The organism is Belliella calami (assembly GCF_022549695.1).
Taxonomy (GTDB): domain Bacteria; phylum Bacteroidota; class Bacteroidia; order Cytophagales; family Cyclobacteriaceae; genus Belliella; species Belliella calami.
The window spans coordinates 259,951-277,766 of the sequence record NZ_JAKZGS010000003.1; the positions used below are offsets into that span (position 1 = coordinate 259,951).

The window sequence follows — 17,816 nt, forward strand, 5'->3', positions numbered from 1 at the left end:
ATTCTATATACGCAAACTTTTCCCTGATGGACTTATTTAATTAAGAGATCAATTGTCTCAATACTTTTATAGACTTCCAACTCCCATTGTCCTCTAAATGTTGCGAATAGAAAATCAAAAAATGGTCTAAAAGTCCTTTTCTGACAGATGAAGCTATGTTTTTTTCACAATAAAACGAGCTTTCAAATAGCGTATCAAGCGCTTTTCTCTCTTCTAAGAGCTGTGCAGGTGAGTTGATGTCATGTATGATTTCATCAAAAAAAGATGCGGAATCACTAGGGGAAAAGCCCAAATAGGATGACATTTCCAACAAAAACACAATTGGAAAAATTGATAATCTGCAGTCTTTGCTATCCAAATGCAACAATGCGGCTTCCAGAAAGTCATACAATGCGTCATTTTGGTAGTTTTCATAAATTGATTTTGCCAAAGCTTCTGCTACAAACATTGCAACACCAGATCGGATAAAATCAAAGGGTATCAATTGATAGGGGTGGAGGATTTTTGCTTCAGAAATGCGGTTCAGTCCGGCACCTTCTTTATCATAGACTACTAAGTCCAGTTGTGTCAGTGGTTGGTAGAGTGCTATTTTTGATTTGCCAGTGTTGCTTCTTACACCATTGATGATATAAGATTTCAACCCAAGCTCCCGAGTGAAAATCTTGACAATGATCGAAGTTTCCTTATATCGAATGTAGGAAATGATTATTCCACTCGTTTTTTTCTGCATTATCTTTTACACCAGTAGCGATTTATAATATTGTTTGAAGTTCATTTCAAGTTCTGTTGATTGTATGCTGTCGTCAGTTGACGAGGATCCGCAACACAAAAACCCCTTCTTAGCTAATGTGCAACATTCCAGATACTCATGTTTTTTTATCTTCATAGTAGCACTTTCTACATCTTGCTTCATAGCTTTCTTTTTCGCCAAGTACGACTTTTTCCTTTGTGTCAGAAAGTCTGAAAGAATAGGATGCCAAATCCCCACACTTCATACAGATTGCATGGACCTTTGTGACGTATTCTGCAATTGCAAGAAGTTGTGGCATTGGTTCAAAGGCCTTGCCTTCAAAATCCATGTCGAGTCCAGCAAGGATTACGCGCTTACCTGAATTTGCCAATGTGTTTGCGACGTTAATGATCTGATTGTCAAAAAATTGAACTTCATCTATTCCCACCACATCACAATCCCCCGCCAAAAGGATAATATCATCTGCAAAATTTACAGGAGTAGAACGAATTGCATTTTCATTGTGCGAAACCACATCTAAGTCATGGTATCTTGTGTCAATGGATGGCTTAAAGATCTCAACTTTTTGCTTGGCTATCAAGGCCCTGTTGAGACGACGGATCAATTCCTCAGTTTTCCCAGAAAACATCGATCCACAGATCACTTCAATGTGACCTTTTTTATCCTTCTTATTTTTGGCACCGATAAATGGCTCTATAAACATGTTAATACTTTAAATTTATCTATGAGACTTGAGATGTGAGACACAAGACATGAGATTTGAGACACAACTACTCTCTTTTTTATAGGTTAACTAGCCCTTTCAATTTAATGTACAAAGTACCAAACCCAATGTACAAAGACCGACTTGTGGGGATACCTAATCAACATTACAACTTTCGAACCTTCCAACCAATCTTCCAATCATGTAGAACCAAGTACAATGTACAAAGGCCTCCTATATTGCAAGACCTACCTAACCTTCCAACATTGCAACTTTCGAACTTTCCAACCAATCTTCCAATCCTCCAATCTTCCAATCCGCCACGGCGGACAAGTTCTTCCAATCCTTTAACCTCCCCACCTAACTCACAAAGCTTCACCCGCTATACTCCATGTGAGGAAATTTATTTTGCTCGGCTACACGGATTCGAAGAGTGCCAGATTTCAGTTCTGCTTGGCAAGTTAATCTTTCGTTGAGTTTTAATCTTTCATTTTCTCGGAAAATTTCTTCCCGATCTGTCAATGGACTCAAATTTTCCATACCTTCTTCTATGATCATTTTACAAGTTGTACATCTTCCTTTTTTACCACAAGCATGCATCCAATCGATGTAGTTTTCATGAATTAATTCTATAACTTTACGATTACTTTCAGACGAGATTATTTCTTTGTGATTAAGATTCTCGATGATAATTTTCAGCATGATTTCTGCTTCACTTTAATGTAAAATACCAAATATGAGTATCAAAATTAACAGCAAATATTTAGAAAACTACGCCTTAGGATTTGCCAAAAAAGTTTGTGACCAATATTTTTCCTCCAAACAATACATGACAGGGGCCGAAATCCTTAAGTTGACAGCCAGCAAGCAAGTTAATTTCTTTGTTATCAAATCCCTTTTTGAAGCTTGGCATGTAGAGTTGGAAAAATTGAAAAGCAATCCCTTTTTCGATTACAGAGACAATTCAGTTCACCAGGCATTGAATGAATTCATGAATGTGCTCTCAAGGTCTATCAAAATCGATAGGGGGAATTTTGAGCCTCTTCTGGGAGAGGCAGTGGCTTTTTCGGTGATTTTGGCTTTAGATCCTCTTTCTTTTTTCCGCGGTGAGATAGAAAAATCCTCAGGATCAAGTGTGAATGATTTTCTCAAAGGAAATGAGAAATACTATAAGTGGAATCATTCTCTAATTGCCAACCTGATAGATAGGGCTGGAATCAGTCAGTCACCCGATGCGTATAAAGAAGCTTTGAGATTGAACTTCGAGCAGCAAAAAGAGCAATTGACTAGGCCGGAAGAATATCTTTCTGAATTAAAAAATATTTTCCATTTGGATTTGGATATTTTGTTCGAAAGAATATCGGATAAGGTTGAAGATTCTATCAGTGAAGAAAGCGTGCAAACCAAAGAAGAGGTTTCTGTTGAGGAAGATGTTATTGCTGAGGCAATCGTAGAGGAAGATGTTGTAGCGCCAGCATATGTGAATGATTCTTCTCCAGAAGAAATTCAAGAAACGATTGAATCCCCAGAAAAAGAGGAAGAGCACTTCGCAGAAGAGTCTATACAAAATTTACCTTCGCAATATAAAGTAGCACCAACTGCTAATTTAATCGATCCACTTCAAGCCTGGGAAAAGTTCGAATCCGAGCAATACAGTGTGATGAAAGGGAGTGTTGGTGAGCTTTCAGAAAATGTTGGGATCAATCAGAGGTTTATGTTTACAAAGGAGCTTTTTGATGGAAATCCAGACTTGATGAAGCATGCTTTGAAATCGATCGATAAATGTGACAGTTTTATGTCTGCCATCACATTGATCAATGAAAGATATGTAGGAGAACTCAATTGGGATAAAAATTCAGAAGCAGTGGATGAGTTTCTGCAGCTTGTTTTTAGAAAGTTTGATCAAAGGGGTTAAGTCCCCTTTTTTTTATACATACGCTATCATATCAGCAGTCTTTTAAATATAGTATGTGGCTCAAGTTATCTGGCAATAAGGTTCGTGATAAAGCTGGGGATTATCCATACAATATGATGTACAGAGAAGCAGATAGTTACCATGAATTGGGATAAGTGGTTTGTGTTATTTTTGATTGCATGGTTTAAAATTAGCTATAATTTACTTATTAAATGTTTTTGTATTAAAGAGAGGTTTGATTTTTCGCTATCTAAACATGATTTTATGTTCAATTCATATTTTTTGGTTGTTTTTTAAAATATTTATGTAAGTGGTTTGAGTTTAGGGATTTTTTAGATTACTTTTAGTAAGGAATAAAAAGTATATTTTTTATGCGCATGAATTCAATTATTTCTTATTCTTAATTAAATCCCAAATAACTGTTTCTGTAAATGCCTTTTCACTCAATTTTGATTGGGATGGGATAGGTGTGTATTTCTTACTCATTAACCTTATAGTCTATGAAGACAAATTTTACTCAAACAGGCATTCCACCTTATTGGAGGAGATGCTTTTACTTCCTGATGTTGCAAGCTATACTTATGGTTTCCCACCAAGGATATGCCCAACAAAAAACCATCAAGGGAACTGTATTGGATGAAGCTGGGATGCCGATTCCAGGAGCTAATGTTCTTATCAAGGGTACTTCAAAAGGAGCTGTTACGGATTTGGACGGCATCTTTCGGATTGACCTTGCAGAAAGCGAAAGTATCTTAGTCATATCCTATATAGGCTATGAAAAGATAGAGGTAAACATAGCCAACCAAAGCGAGATCACTGTAACATTATCTGATAGTGTTCAGCTTTCTGAAGTGGTGGTTACAGCGGCAGGGATTGAAAGAAACTCAAATACGCTGGGTTATGCAGTGACTACTTTGGATAGCGAAAAGTTGGGCCAGCGAAATGAGCCAGACCCAGTAAGGGCACTAACAGGAAAGATCGCAGGTGTCAACGTCCAAGGTGGAGGCGGTGTCGCTGGAGGGGCTACAAATATTTCTATCAGGGGGAATTCATCTCTGGGAAATAACAACCAACCCTTGTTTGTAGTGGATGGAGTGCCTTTTGATAATTCGACTTTTGAATCGGGAGGTACACGCCAGACACAAAGCAGTCAATCTACTTCAAGTAGGGCATTTGACATAGATCCAAATAACATTGAGAATCTGACAGTATTAAAAGGTGCTGCGGCCTCTGCACTTTATGGATCGAGGGCTGCAAATGGAGCCATCATTATCACCACGAAGACTGGATCCAGAAAAGGCAGGAAAGGAATGGAAATTACCTACAACACTTCCTATTCCAACGAAAGGTTGTCGGGGATTCCTGAGTATCAGAATAAGTATGGACAAGGAACCAACGGGGATTATCGTGCGGGTGTGTATGGATCTTACGGTTCTCCATATTCCAGCAGACCCACGATTCCTCATCCCTTAGCTTTGGGTTCAAACCCCGCTTCCCAATTTCCTGAATTTTATGAGGCTGATGGCGTGACTCCTGTGCAAGTTCCCTATAGATCTTATATGAAGGAAAATGTCAGCAATTTCTTTAGAAATGGAAACCTGTTTGAAAATTCCATCATGATCAATGGGGGGACAGAGAAGAGCAGTGTGACAGCTGGGTTTACAAGAACAAACAATGATGGGGTTGTGCCAGGAAATAGTATAACCAGGACATCATTCAATATAGGAGGGAATGCTAAATTGGATAATGGGTTCTTTGTCAGGGGAACGCTGAACTATGTAAAAACCAGCCAAACTAGTCCTCCAATTGGTGGCTCGGGTTCTGTGATGGGAAATCTGCTCTTTATGCCTACAAGTTATGATTTGACAAATTACCCTTTTGAAAATCCAGTTACTGGAGAAAATGTTTACTACAGGGCCTTGGACAATCCTTATTGGTCAGTCAAGCATAGTCCGGCTACCAGCGATGTGGATAGGACATTTGGGAGTTTCGTATTAGGAAAAGAAATTACTCCTTGGTTGACAATCCAGAATACATTTGGATTCAATAGCTTCACTGACAACCGGGTGAGCGTATTGGGGAAAGGTTCCAGTGTCTATGCCAACGGCACCATCAACACAGACAATATCTACAGGGAAGAGTTGGACAATGTCTTGCTGGCAACCATCAATACGCAGATCAATGAAGATATCAAAATAAGGTTGATTCTTGGAAACAATATCAACCAAAGATTGACTAGAAGATCTGCATTTTCAGGAGACGGAATTATTGTGGCGGGTTTGAATGATATTAGGAATACTACTACCATTACTTTAGGAGGGCTGCCAAATAATCAAGCTTTGATAAAACAGCGCTACTATGCCTTTTTTGGTGATTTGACATTTGATTATAAAAATTACGCATCTCTTAATTTTGTTGGTAGGAATGATGTCTCTTCGACTCTTCCTGAGGATAATAGAAGTTATCTCTATGGTGGCGTCAATGGGTCTTTTGTATTTACTGAGGCTTTAAAGTTGAATTCGTCAACCTTAAATTTCGGTACTATCAGGGCTGGTTATACAAAAGTAGGAAACGAGGCATCTCCATACCAAACTATCAATGTGTTCAATGCCAATGCTACATTTGGAGGGATAGGATCTCCGTTTTCCAATTCAAATAATTCAGGTGTAAGCACTCAGACACTTGCCAACAGTTTTTCAAACAATGAATTGAAGCCGGAATTTATTACTGAATTCGAAATCGGTACTGAGTTGAGGTTTTTGCAAAACCTTTTCTCTTTGGATTTGACTTATTATACCAAAATGAGTACTTCACAGATTTTTGTGGTGAACTCAGCGCCATCTTCAGGATTCCTGACTAGGATCATCAACCTTGGAGAGACTTCCAACAAAGGGATTGAAATCGGTTTGACTGCAAATCCGCTGATGTCTGATAAAGGTTTGAATTGGTCTATTAGTGCCAACTTCACCAGAAATAGAAATAGGGTAGAGGACTTGGGAGGTTTTGCCCAACTTACTTATGGTGGCAATGTTCATATTGAGGGCCAGCCCTATGGGATGATTTTCGGATCCAGGTATGCACGTGACGATGAAGGGAATATTTTGGTCAACCCTCTGACTGCAAAACCTATTTTGGCTGCGACCAACGGTCCAATTGGTGATCCCAATCCAGATTTCTTTGCAGGATTGAGCAATACGTTTTCCTTTAGGGGAATTACGCTGGATGTCTTGTTTGATTGGAAACAAGGGGGAGATATTTTGTCCACCACTATTGGTGAGACTTATGCCCGTGGTGTCTTGAAAGATACCGAGGATCGGGATTCATTTAGGGTTGGAACTGGTGTGATGGGTGATGTGAATACAAGGCAACCTCTTTTGGATGAAAATGGAAATAAAATCCCCAACAATACTGCTCTGAACTACAATGATTACTTCTTTGGGAGTGGCTTTGGGCCTAGTGGTCCTTCGGCGGGATACATCAATGAAGCAGCTATTTTCGATGCTACGGTTTTTAGGCTGAGGGAAATTTCCCTGGGATATGTTTTTCCTAGACAGCTTCTCAGCAAAACCCCATTTGGAAGTGCCTTTATTTCAGTAAGTGGTAGAAACCTATGGTATAAGGCACCAAATACGCCAGCTGCGATGAACTATGATCCTGAAGTGAGTACCGCAGGAGCCAACAACTTAGGATATGACCAGCTCGGTGTGCCTCCTACCAAAAGATATGGGGTCAACTTAAGATTTACATTCTAAAAACTAGCAAAAAGATGAAAGTTATAAAATTCATAAAATCAAAAAGAGTAGCTACTCTGCTGATGGTCGGAGTGTTATTGGGAGCTTGTTCTGACTTTATTGATATCAATGCAGATCCAAATAACCCTACTGATCCCCAATTGGCATTACTGCTTCCAGCAACTCAATTATCAATTGTCGGGAATTTCAACACCATCAATAGAGGAGCATCAAATGTCATACAGCATAGGGCTGCTGGCGGTCTGAATAGGTGGGATCAAACAGGGACAACTTTCCAGGCTACTTGGTTGGGATATTATACTCAGGCAATCCCAGATTTAGAGCAAATGATCACAACAGGTACCGAGCAGGAGAGCTGGGGTTATTTGGGGATAGCGAAGTTGCAGAAAGCTTTTTTGTATGGCATGATGGTAGATTTGTGGGGAGATCTCCCATACTATGAAGCTGCTAAATCCGCAAACCCACGGTTTGATAGTGGGGAAGAGATATATTCAGATCTTTTGAAACTGATAGATGAAGCCAAAGCAGATATAAACAAAGGCTTTTCAGTTGTACCCTCTTCAGATTTGATTTATCAGGGCTCTAGGGAGAAATGGATAAAGTTTGCCAACTCGTTGAAGTTTAAATTTTATCTACAGACCAAGAATGTGAATCCTACAGCTTCTGCTCAGGGAATCAGTGCATTACTTGCTGAAAACAATCTGATTGACAGCAATGAAGATGATTTCACCTTTTTGTTTGGGAGTAGCCCGGCTCCAGAAACCAGACATCCATGGTATACCACAGGTTATTCTCCAAGTAGGGATGGTTATGTTAGCATGGTGCTTCATGATAGACTCAAAGAACAGGATGATCCAAGGCTCAGATATTATATTTTCAGGTTGAACGAAAAAGCTGGCCTTGCAAATTCTCAGGTTGGAGAAGGTTATTATGGTCGCTATCCCGGTGATGGCGCAGCATCACCGGCCGATCAACAAACCAGGGCAATCGTGGGGATATACCCTTCTGGAGGAGTGTTTGACAATGGTATGATCCCTTCCATTCCTGATGATCAGGGGTTGCTGAACAATATAGGAGCGACTACAGGTGCTTCTGCAAATTCATTCCGCTTGGTGCTTTTCGCCAATGGGGATGGTACTGGTGCAGGGATTCAGCCACTTTTGACAAATTCAATGATGAAGTTTTATCGGGCCGAAGCTGCCTTGACTTTGAATACAGGGGAGAATGCAGGTGAATTATTGACCCAAGCTGTAGCTGCCAATATGGAAGCCATCAGTGCTCTTTCTCCTGCTTTCCCGATTTCATCAGCGAGTATCCTACGTTTCAACGAAAGGCTTTTGGGGGAATTTGAAGCGGCATCTCCGGAAGACAAGCTCGCTTTGGTAATGATGCAAAAGTGGATAGCAATGTATGGAAATGGAGTAGAGTCTTACAATGATTATAGAAGGACTGGCCTTCCAGAATTGGTTGAATTGATCTCTCCACTTGATGTCTTTCCACAAAGGTTCTTCTTCTCAGAGACAGAGTTGACGTCAAATGAAACCGTGATAGAGACAAGGGAGCAATTGCAAAGAAATCAGCAAATCATCCCTGTTTTCTGGAGCCGCTAGTCATATTTTGATTTTAGAAAAATAAATAAAGCCATGAAAAAAATATCAATATTAAGTCTTTTGATCTGCTTGTTGTTTTCCTGCAAAACAGTAGATTATGAATGGGAAAACTTCACCTATGTAGCAACCCCCAAAGTTACTTTGAATGCCGAAAGTTCTGCTTTGCCGACATTTGCTTCCGCCAAAACCTCTTTCTTCAACTTGGCTGATCCAGACTACAGTACTTCCCAAAAATTTGAGTGGGAATTGGACTACTATGATGCAGAAGGCAGGGCTGATGTGGAAGCGATAGAAGTGTATATAGGTTTCAATAGAAGGGAAGGAAATCCGCCCGTATACCCACTGGTATTGTCTTTGGCGGAAGTACATCCTAACGAAAGGCAGTTCCCACTTCCAAGTGTCATAAGGGCAAACGATATCCTTCTCGAAAGGGTGACTACTTTCCCCAAGCAATATAGCTTCACCGCTTCAGAGCTTGCAGCGTTGACTCAGACCAACTTATCGACCGTTGCTGTAAATGACTATTTCCTCTTCAAATTTATTGTTATTATGGCAGACGGAAAGAGAATAGTCCAATACAATGACAACTCCTGCGATGAGTCCAGGGGCGAACTATGTGACTGTAGGGTAGGAGTTAGGTTTAAAAATATACGTTAAATGAAAAAAACAAAAACAGAAAACAAAATCATCCAAAGAGGATTCATTCTTATTGGTGTTTTTATTTGGGGACTTACAGCAGTTAGTGCCCAAACTATCCCTACTCCCAAGGAACATTTTGGGTTTGGATTGGGAGATGATTATCATATCTCCACTTATTCACAAACAGAGGCTTATTTCAAGAAAGTAGCTGAGATTTCGGATAGAGCGAAATTGGTGTCTATTGGAAAGACAGAAGAAGGGAGAGATCAATGGATGATGATCGTGACTTCTCCGGAAAATCACAAAAATCTAGACCGTTTCAAAGAGATTTCTGTGAAAATGGCTCGAGCAGAGGACCTCACCGAAGCTGAGGCACGTGACTTAGCTGAAGAAGGGAAGGCTGTAGTTTGGATAGATGGTGGTTTGCACTCTACTGAGACAGTGGGTACTCACCAACTTACTGAGACTATTTACAATGTATTGACCAGAGATGACAAAGAAAACCAACGGATTCTTGACAATGTAGTGATCCTTTTTGTGCATGCCAATCCTGATGGACACCAAAAAATCGGTGAGTGGTACATGAGAAATGAAGATCCTGAGAAAAGAAGCCTTTCTGGATTGCCTGTTTTGTATCAAAAGTATATTGGTCATGACAATAACAGGGATTTCTACATCCAAAACATGAAGGAATCTGTGAATATGGGGCATCAGCTTTTTGTAGAATGGATTCCACAAGTCATGTACAATCACCACCAGAGAGGGCCGGCAGGTTCTGTTTTGGCAGGTCCTCCTTACAGAGATCCATTCAATTATGTGTTTGACCCAATGATGGTCACGGGAATTGATGCAGTAGGTGCAGCAATGTACAACAGATTGAACGCCGAAAACAAACCAGGATTTACAAGGATGAATGGTTCTACTTTTTCCACTTGGTACAATGGTGGTTTGAGGACTACCACCCATTACCACAATATTATTGGAATATTGACGGAAATCATAGGTGGCCCAAATCCTGAATCAATTCCTTTGGTGCCAGACAGGTTGATTCCTAATGCAAACACACCATTCCCAGTCACCCCACAGGAAACTTGGAAGTTCCAGCAATCAATCGACTATTCTGTTTCTCTGAACTATGCGGTATTGGATTATGCAGCGAGAAATAAGGATCATCTTTTGTACAATATTTACAGCATGGGCAAAGGCTCCATCCAGAGGGGGAGTGATGATTATTGGACGCCTTTCCCAAAGAAGGTAGAAGCTATCAAAACCGCTTATGCGGAGTCAAATGAGGATAGTCAAAGAAGTTCAAGATGGGGGATCCCTTCTGTATTTTATGACAGTATTTACCAAACAAAGGAAAAGAGAGATCCGCGCGGATTCATCATTCCTGCTAATCAAAAAGATTTCCCGACCGCCGTGAAATTCATCAATGCCCTTATCAAAACTGGTATTCGTATAGAAAAAGCAACAAGCCAGTTTTCAGTAAATGGGAAAAATTACCCAAAGGGTTCTTATGTTGTGAAGACTGATCAGGCATTCAGACCCCATGTGATTGACATGTTTGAGCCTCAGGATTATCCAAATGATTTTCAGTATCCAGGAGGACCTCCGATTCGCCCATATGATGCTGCAGGTTGGACATTGGCTTATCAAATGGATGTTGCATTTGACAGAGTCTTGGAAGGGTTTGATGGGCCATTTGAGTCTTTGGCTTATGGAGAACTGGAATCTCCAGAAGTTTTGCCTCTTTCTGAGTCGAGAAATGGCTTCTTGATTAGTAGTGTTCACAATGATGCTTTTGCAGTTGCAAATGAATTGTTGAAAAAAGGCATCAAAGTTTCCAGAACAACTTCAGCTGTAGATGGGATGCCTTCAGGGTCATTTTACATTCCTTCAAATGGATACAAAGTTCTTTCGGATTATGGAAAGCAATTTGGTTTGGATATCAAATCTGCTAAATCACAACCAGCCGATCTTTTGGCTATCAAAGCAGCTAGAATCGCTTTGTATGACACTTATGGAGGATCTATGCCTAGTGGATGGGTGAGATGGATTTTAGAACAATACAATTTTGAGTTTCAATTGATTTTTGCAAAAGAAATCGATCAAGGAAACCTCAATTCAAAATATGATGCGATCTTATTTATCAGTGGAGGAATCCCAGGACTACAAAACTCAGGGGGATACAGAGGTCCAAAAGAAGAAGATACTCCAGCTGAATATCATCACATGCTTGGATCTATCTCAGCAGATAAATCAATTCCACAGTTGAAAAATTTTATGGAAAATGGAGGAAAAGTAGTTGCAATCGGTTCGAGTTCTGTGCTTGCATATCATTTGGAATTACCAGTGAGAAATGCATTGGTGGAGATTCAAAGAGATGGATCAGAACAGGCTTTGCCGGGAGAAAAGTATTATGTTCCTGGAAGTGTATTGCAAACTAGAGTGGATACCAATCAGCCTCTCAATTGGGGGTTGGAAGAGAACGCCTATGTTTTGTTTAATAACAACCCTGTGTTTAAATTGAAACAAGAGGCAAAATTGCAAGGCATCCAAGCATTGAGTTGGTTTGATACCGCTACACCATTGAAAAGTGGATGGGCATGGGGCGAATCATACTTGGAAGATGGAATTACAGGTTTTGTAGCACCAATCGGAAAAGGTGAATTGGTAGTTTACACACCAGAAATCACCTACAGAGCACAAGCACACGGAACTTTCAAGATGCTGTTTAATAACCTATACAAGAAGTAATTCTGTAAATCAAAAGTCATCAATCCCAACCTAATCATGCTGTTCTAAAGTGTGGTCGGGTTGGGATTTTTTGTTAGGATGAATTAAGTTAAAAGGTTTGGGTTTTTTGAGCTAAAGGATTTAAGCAATGCTTTAGTTTTTAAGTCGTTAGCTTATGCTCATAATGTTAGTTGATTTGAATTGGTAAACTTTCATCCTCATCCCCGTTGACTATAATAATTGTAATCCTTGATCACTTGCTCTAAAAATGCCATTGATTTTTCTTCATAAGTGATCTGAAGCAGCTGGGCAGTTTTGTTGGCCAATTTCTGAATCAAACCAAAATCACCACTTTTCAAAGCTTCATTTTTGATTTGCTTGATATCTTGGACTTGCTTATCGGTAAGGGACAATACTTGAGGATACTTTGGGATGTAATCTTCAGGAATTTCTACCAAAAGTGTATTTTGAAGATTGGTGACAAATTTTTCTGAAATTACTGTAGTGCCAGCAGCCAGATCACCAATTCTTTGTCCTTTTCCACTAATCAAGATACTCAAAATAGCCAATCCCCCAGAAGTGGCCGAGATGTCCAAAATCCTCAATAGCCACCTGATTAGGAAATCTCCCAGCCCTGCTTTCGAGCCATCAAGCTTTACTACCCTTATTTGCATAATCATTTTCCCTGGGGATTGTCCGTCCATCAGTGATTCAAAAAGCAAATGGTAAAGCAAAATGGGAAGTCCCAAAACTGCAAAAAACAAATAATTAAAGGAGCCTTCACCCTTTACTTTTGATACTAAAAAAAGCATCAAGATTACAAACAATACTATAAAGCATCCATCTAGAAGATATGCTAAAATACGGGTGCCAACATTAGCAGCGTTTTGATGAATATTAATGTTTTGGGCAGTCTTTATTTGAAATTCCTTCATTTATTATTTTCTTTGGTAAAACTGATGACATAGAATGCGAGAAGCTTCTTTTATTAAGCGAAATAAAGATAAATGGGTAAAATTTGAAAATGCTCTTTTATCCAATACACCTATCTCACCGCTGGAGCTTGGAGATCTATACGTAGAGATCACAGATCATTTGAGTTATGCCCAGACTTTTTACCCAAATAGCCAAACGCATATCTATCTAAACCAATTGGCGTCTAAATCTCACCAAAAAATCTACAAAACAAAAAAAGAATCCAAAGGAAGATTCATAAAATTTTATACACATGAATTTCCTGCCATGTTTTACCAGTATTTGCCACAACTTGGGATTGCATTTTTGATCTTTTTGGTATTTTCAATTATAGGTGCTTATTCTGCGGCTACAGATGCGGCATTTGTCAGGGCGATTTTGGGAGATGCCTATGTCAATATGACACTTGCCAACATTGAAAAAGGAGATCCGATGGCTGTGTATAAACAAATGCAGCAAATGGACATGTTTTTGGGAATTACAATCAATAATATCAGAGTGGCGCTCACAGCATTCTCCTATGGGATTTTATTAGGTGTGGGGACATTCTACATATTGATGCAAAATGCGATCATGCTGGGATCATTCCAATATTTCTTTTACGACCAAGGATTGCTCTGGGAATCAGCAAGGACCATTTGGGTTCATGGAACAATTGAGATTTCGGTCATCATTGTGGCTGGGTGTGCGGGAATTGTCCTTGGAAACAGTCTCCTCTTTCCTGGTACTTACTCAAGGTTGACTTCATTGAAGCGGGGGGTTAAAGCAGGTCTAAAAATTTTGATTAGCACAATCCCTTTTTTTATAATTGCAGGCTTTCTGGAAGGTTTTGTTACACGGATTACAGATTTTCCTGACTTTTTCAATATTTCAATAATTATTGTTTCATTAGGTGTGATTGTATTTTATTACGTTATTTATCCTTTTCAAATTCATAAAAAATCAAACTGATGGAAAATTATTTACCCTTACGAAAAAGACGGGAATTGGGAACAATCTTGTCAGATACATTTGCTTTTTCACGTACAAATGCCAAGCAGCTTTATTCAGTCTTGGTAAAAACATGCGGAATTCCTTTTTTGGTCGTAATCCTTGCTTCGGCTTATTATCAATATGTACTAATGAATCCAGAGCCAATGACTGTAGCAGTAGAAATAGGACTTGCATTGTTTGCGATGGCTTTGTCTGGTGGTATCTTTTATGCCATTAGTGCCGCTACTGTTTATAGCTTTATCCATGAGTATGAAGTGAACAAAGGTCTGGTAAATGATGCAAGTGTGATTGATAACGCAAAGGGGAAATTTGGAGGATTGATTCTTCTAGTCATTGTCTCATATTTTATGCTGGTGTTTGGTTTTATCTTCTTTGTTATTCCTGGGATTTATTTCTTAGTGCCACTTGGAATTGTATTTCCTTTAATGATTCTTAGAAATACAAGTGTAGGCTCTTCAATCAGTCAAAGTTTCGAATTGATCAAAGGATACTGGTGGGTAACTTTCGGATCCATTCTTGTCGTTGCAATTATCATAGGGGTGATCTCCTTTGCTTTTTCTATGCCTGCCCTGATTTATTTGATGATAAAAACAGCTATTGTAGCTTCCCAAACTTCAGTGAATGCTTTAGGAACACCCAATGATTTTATTTTTTTGATTTTGGCAACTTTGGGAAATGCGGCATCTTATATTCTGTCCGTCATTATATTGATTGCTTTGGCGATTATTTATTATGATTTGGATGAGGAGAAAAACAATACTGGAATCAGACAAAAAATCGAAGAGCTGGGGTCTTAAAATGCTATACAAATTCGCTTTCATTCTTTTCTTTATTTCCATTTTTACTTCTGAAGCAAGTCAGGATAGTCTTGCTGTGGATTTTGTATTTGAAAAAGAACAATTGCAACCTTTTGATCTTGGGGAAGAATATGTGGATAAATACCTTGGTGAAAAGGAATTTCAATACATTGAATTGAATGATGGTGAGAATTGGTTTCAAAAGCTCAAACGAAAAGCCAATGAATTACTCGGAAGGGTGTGGAGTTGGATTATAGGAAATAAAACAGCGGGGAAGTTTTTGAGCTTTTTTATACAAGTTTTGCCTTATTTGCTTCTATTGGGGCTCTCGATTTTGATGATTTGGCTTTTTGTAAAGTACGAGAATAGAAAAGTGGCTGAAAATAAATTGAATGGTTCCAAAGTCGCATTTGGGTCAGATGAAGAAATCATCCAAAATCAAGATATTCAACAATTGATCAATCATGCGATTTCCAGAGGGGATTTCAGATTGGCTATACGCTATTATTATCTTTTGACTTTGAAGAAGTTGATAGAAAAGGATTTGATAGAATGGAAAATTCAAAAAACCAATCATGATTATTTTGAAGAGCTATCGGTCGGACCCCTGAAAGTTCAATTTGTAGAAATCACTAAAATATATGATTATATCTGGTATGGGGACTTTGATGTAGATCAACTTTCCTTTCAGAAGGCAGAAGGGGCATTTCATAAATTGGATCGTCTGCTATGATACCAAAATCACAAAAAATATTCATGGGCTTATTGGCCTTCATTATATTGGTTTTATTGCTTTTGCAAGTCAATATGAAGTCTTCCATAGATTGGAGTGAGAGTTTCTTCAAGTTGGATAAAATCCCTTATGGTGGAAAGGTCATTTATGATCAATTGTCTGAAAAAATAGCCGAAGAAAGGTTCAAAGAAGTCAATGTGTCTGCCTATGAATGGTTGAATAAAGAACCAGAAGAAGGAGTGTTTTTCGCATTCAATTCGTTTTTTTCTTCAGATAAGTCCGAAATCGAAAAAATGCTGAATTGGGTGAGGAGAGGAAATACTTTGTATGTTTCTGCTCGAAATTTCAGTGTTCCTTTATTGGATTCCTTGGATTTGAAGGTGGCTCCATTAGTGGAGCTAGCAAATCTGAATGAAAGGGCGGAGGTGAACTTTACTGATAAAAGGCTGAGAAGAGAGCAACCTTTTGTATTTGACAGGACTACCTCTTTGGATTATTTCTCAGAAATGGATAGTAGCAAGACAGCTGTTTTGGGTACAACCAAATTTCATAAGTCAAAATCCTCGCCTGAGCCGAATTTCGTAGTGGTGAAGGTTGGTGAGGGTCTTGTTTATCTTCATACGTTCCCACTGGCATTTTCGAATTATTTTCTTTTGGACACAGCTACCAAAAGTTATACCCAGGGTGCTTTGGCTTATTTGCCAAATGAAGGGAAATTCTATTATGACAATTACCAAAAGATAGGGAAGTCCATTTACAGTTCACCTCTCTATCTATTTCTTGCCAATCCAAGATTGAAAAGCGCTTATTATACAATTGTATTCATGCTTTTTCTTTGGATTGTATTTGAAGGAAGGAGGAGACAGAGAAGTATTCCAATAGTGCTTCCTTTGGAAAATCAGACAGTTGCTTTTTCAGAAACCATATCAGCAATGTATATGGAACGAGAAGCTTACACGGAGATTTCCAAGCAGCAGATCAATCTGTTTTTGGAATATTGCAGGACAAATTTTAGAGTGAAATTTGAAAATTTTGATGACTTGGATGTCAAGGATTTGGCAACTCGGGCGAACTGTCCTGAGGATAAAGGCAAAGAGACCTTTGACTTCTTGGCAGCTGTTTACACCAAAGAAAAGGTGTCAAAGGCAGATGTCATGAAAGTAAATAAATTGATAGAGGAATTTAAATCATATAAAAATGGAAGAAAATAGGGAACCAAACCCAGAAGAGAGCAATGCTTCAATGGATTTCAAAAGTCGCTTGCCTTTGGAAGATTTGTGTAATGCTGTAGGGAGAATCAAAGCTGAAATCCAAAAAGTTATTGTAGGGCAGGAAGAGATGATTGACCTGCTTTTGGTAGCGATGTTGGCAAAAGGGCATGTTTTGATAGAAGGTGTACCAGGAATAGCAAAGACGATCACGTCTAAGTTGTTTTCGAAAACATTGCAGGTAGGATTCAGCAGGATTCAATTCACACCTGATCTCATGCCAAGTGATGTGTTAGGGACTTCTATCCTAAATATGAAGCAAGGAGAGTTTGAGTTTAAGAAAGGTCCTATTTTCTCAAACCTTATTTTGATCGATGAAATCAACCGTGCTCCAGCCAAAACGCAGTCAGCACTTTTTGAAGTGATGGAAGAGCGTCAAGTAACGATCGATGGACATACATATCCCATGGATGAGCCTTTTATGGTGTTAGCAACGCAAAACCCAATTGAACAAGAGGGGACATATAGCCTTCCAGAAGCTCAGTTGGACAGGTTTTTATTCAAAATCAAATTGGATTACCCTTCCCTTGAAGAGGAGTTTGATATCCTAAAAACCCACCATGCCAGAAGATCTGATGTTGCAATCGACCAAATAGAATCGATTTTGGATCCTGAGTCTTTGAAAATTTTCCAAAAATTGTCTTCTGAAGTCGCAATTGAAGAAAAAATCCTGAAGTACATTGCGCAGATTGTGGTGAAAACAAGAAATCACCCCAACTTGTATTTAGGTGGATCTCCAAGGGCTTCTTTAGCGATCATGAATGCTTCAAAAGCATCTGCGGCTGTAGCGGGAAGGGATTTTGTAATTCCTGAAGATGTTAAGAAAGTGGTGGTGCCAGCTTTGGGCCACAGGATTATTTTGAATCCAGAACGAGAAATGGAAGGAATGACAACAGAAACTGTCATAGATGGCATAGTTCAGTCAGTAGAAATCCCTAGATAAA

General features: G+C 39.1%; 14 protein-coding genes. 10 read left to right on the top strand and 4 right to left on the bottom strand.

The features are described 5' to 3' along the window. Window positions 1-40: 40 nt before the first annotated feature. The 3 genes from recO to MM236_RS05795 all read right to left on the bottom strand — a co-directional run bounded on the left by recO (window position 41) and on the right by MM236_RS05795 (window position 2,156). Window positions 41-730 carry a DNA repair protein RecO gene (gene recO / locus MM236_RS05785; RefSeq protein WP_241273997.1) on the bottom strand — a complete coding sequence of 230 codons (690 nt, stop codon included), beginning with the start codon at window positions 728-730 and terminating at the stop codon, window positions 41-43. A 136-nt stretch (window positions 731-866) separates the two neighbouring features. After that, a complete protein-coding gene (locus MM236_RS05790; RefSeq protein WP_241273998.1) occupies window positions 867-1,454 on the bottom strand; it encodes a thymidine kinase in 588 nt (195 codons plus the stop codon). A 375-nt stretch (window positions 1,455-1,829) separates the two neighbouring features. Beyond that, window positions 1,830-2,156, bottom strand: coding sequence for a 2Fe-2S iron-sulfur cluster-binding protein (locus MM236_RS05795; protein WP_241273999.1), 327 nt, complete (start codon window positions 2,154-2,156; stop codon window positions 1,830-1,832). Between the two features lie 34 nt (window positions 2,157-2,190). Here MM236_RS05795 and MM236_RS05800 point away from each other — a divergent pair, with 34 nt between their 5' ends. From MM236_RS05800 to MM236_RS05820, 5 genes are all read left to right on the top strand, one after another. Beyond that, window positions 2,191-3,369, top strand: a complete 1,179-nt coding sequence (locus MM236_RS05800) for a DUF8457 domain-containing protein (RefSeq protein WP_241274000.1) — start codon at window positions 2,191-2,193, stop codon at window positions 3,367-3,369. Window positions 3,370-3,869: 500 nt separating this feature from the next. After that, window positions 3,870-7,121, top strand: a complete 3,252-nt coding sequence (locus MM236_RS05805) for a SusC/RagA family TonB-linked outer membrane protein (RefSeq protein WP_241274001.1) — start codon at window positions 3,870-3,872, stop codon at window positions 7,119-7,121. A gap of 14 nt (window positions 7,122-7,135) precedes the next feature. After that, a complete protein-coding gene (locus MM236_RS05810) occupies window positions 7,136-8,731 on the top strand; it encodes a SusD/RagB family nutrient-binding outer membrane lipoprotein (RefSeq protein WP_241274002.1) in 1,596 nt (531 codons plus the stop codon). A 33-nt stretch (window positions 8,732-8,764) separates the two neighbouring features. Beyond that, the gene (locus MM236_RS05815; protein ID WP_241274003.1) at window positions 8,765-9,388 is read left to right on the top strand and encodes a hypothetical protein; all 624 of its coding nucleotides are present in this window, start codon (window positions 8,765-8,767) and stop codon (window positions 9,386-9,388) included. After that, complete coding sequence (locus tag MM236_RS05820; RefSeq protein WP_241274004.1) at window positions 9,389-12,127, top strand: M14 family metallopeptidase; 2,739 nt, start codon at window positions 9,389-9,391, stop codon at window positions 12,125-12,127. Between the two features lie 197 nt (window positions 12,128-12,324). Here the strand turns inward: MM236_RS05820 and MM236_RS05825 are convergent, their stop codons facing one another. Beyond that, window positions 12,325-13,041, bottom strand: coding sequence for an RDD family protein (locus tag MM236_RS05825; RefSeq protein WP_241274005.1), 717 nt, complete (start codon window positions 13,039-13,041; stop codon window positions 12,325-12,327). A gap of 34 nt (window positions 13,042-13,075) precedes the next feature. Between MM236_RS05825 and MM236_RS05830 the strand changes: the two genes are divergently transcribed. Genes MM236_RS05830 through MM236_RS05850 form a run of 5 tightly spaced genes read left to right on the top strand, consistent with a single transcriptional unit; the run spans window position 13,076 to window position 17,815 of the window. Continuing rightward, window positions 13,076-14,032 carry a stage II sporulation protein M gene (locus tag MM236_RS05830; protein ID WP_241274006.1) on the top strand — a complete coding sequence of 319 codons (957 nt, stop codon included), beginning with the start codon at window positions 13,076-13,078 and terminating at the stop codon, window positions 14,030-14,032. Then, entirely contained in the window at window positions 14,032-14,871 is an 840-nt protein-coding gene (locus MM236_RS05835) for a hypothetical protein (RefSeq protein WP_241274007.1), read from the top strand. The genes MM236_RS05830 and MM236_RS05835 overlap by 1 nt, the downstream gene beginning before the upstream one ends. 1 nt (window position 14,872) lies before the next feature. Next, window positions 14,873-15,604, top strand: a complete 732-nt coding sequence (locus MM236_RS05840; protein WP_241274008.1) for a hypothetical protein — start codon at window positions 14,873-14,875, stop codon at window positions 15,602-15,604. Beyond that, a complete protein-coding gene (locus tag MM236_RS05845) occupies window positions 15,601-16,815 on the top strand; it encodes a DUF4350 domain-containing protein (protein WP_241274009.1) in 1,215 nt (404 codons plus the stop codon). The genes MM236_RS05840 and MM236_RS05845 overlap by 4 nt, the downstream gene beginning before the upstream one ends. After that, window positions 16,802-17,815 (top strand): AAA family ATPase, encoded by a 1,014-nt coding sequence (locus tag MM236_RS05850; RefSeq protein ID WP_241274010.1) that lies wholly within the window; start codon window positions 16,802-16,804, stop codon window positions 17,813-17,815. The genes MM236_RS05845 and MM236_RS05850 overlap by 14 nt, the downstream gene beginning before the upstream one ends. Window position 17,816 lies beyond the last annotated feature (1 nt).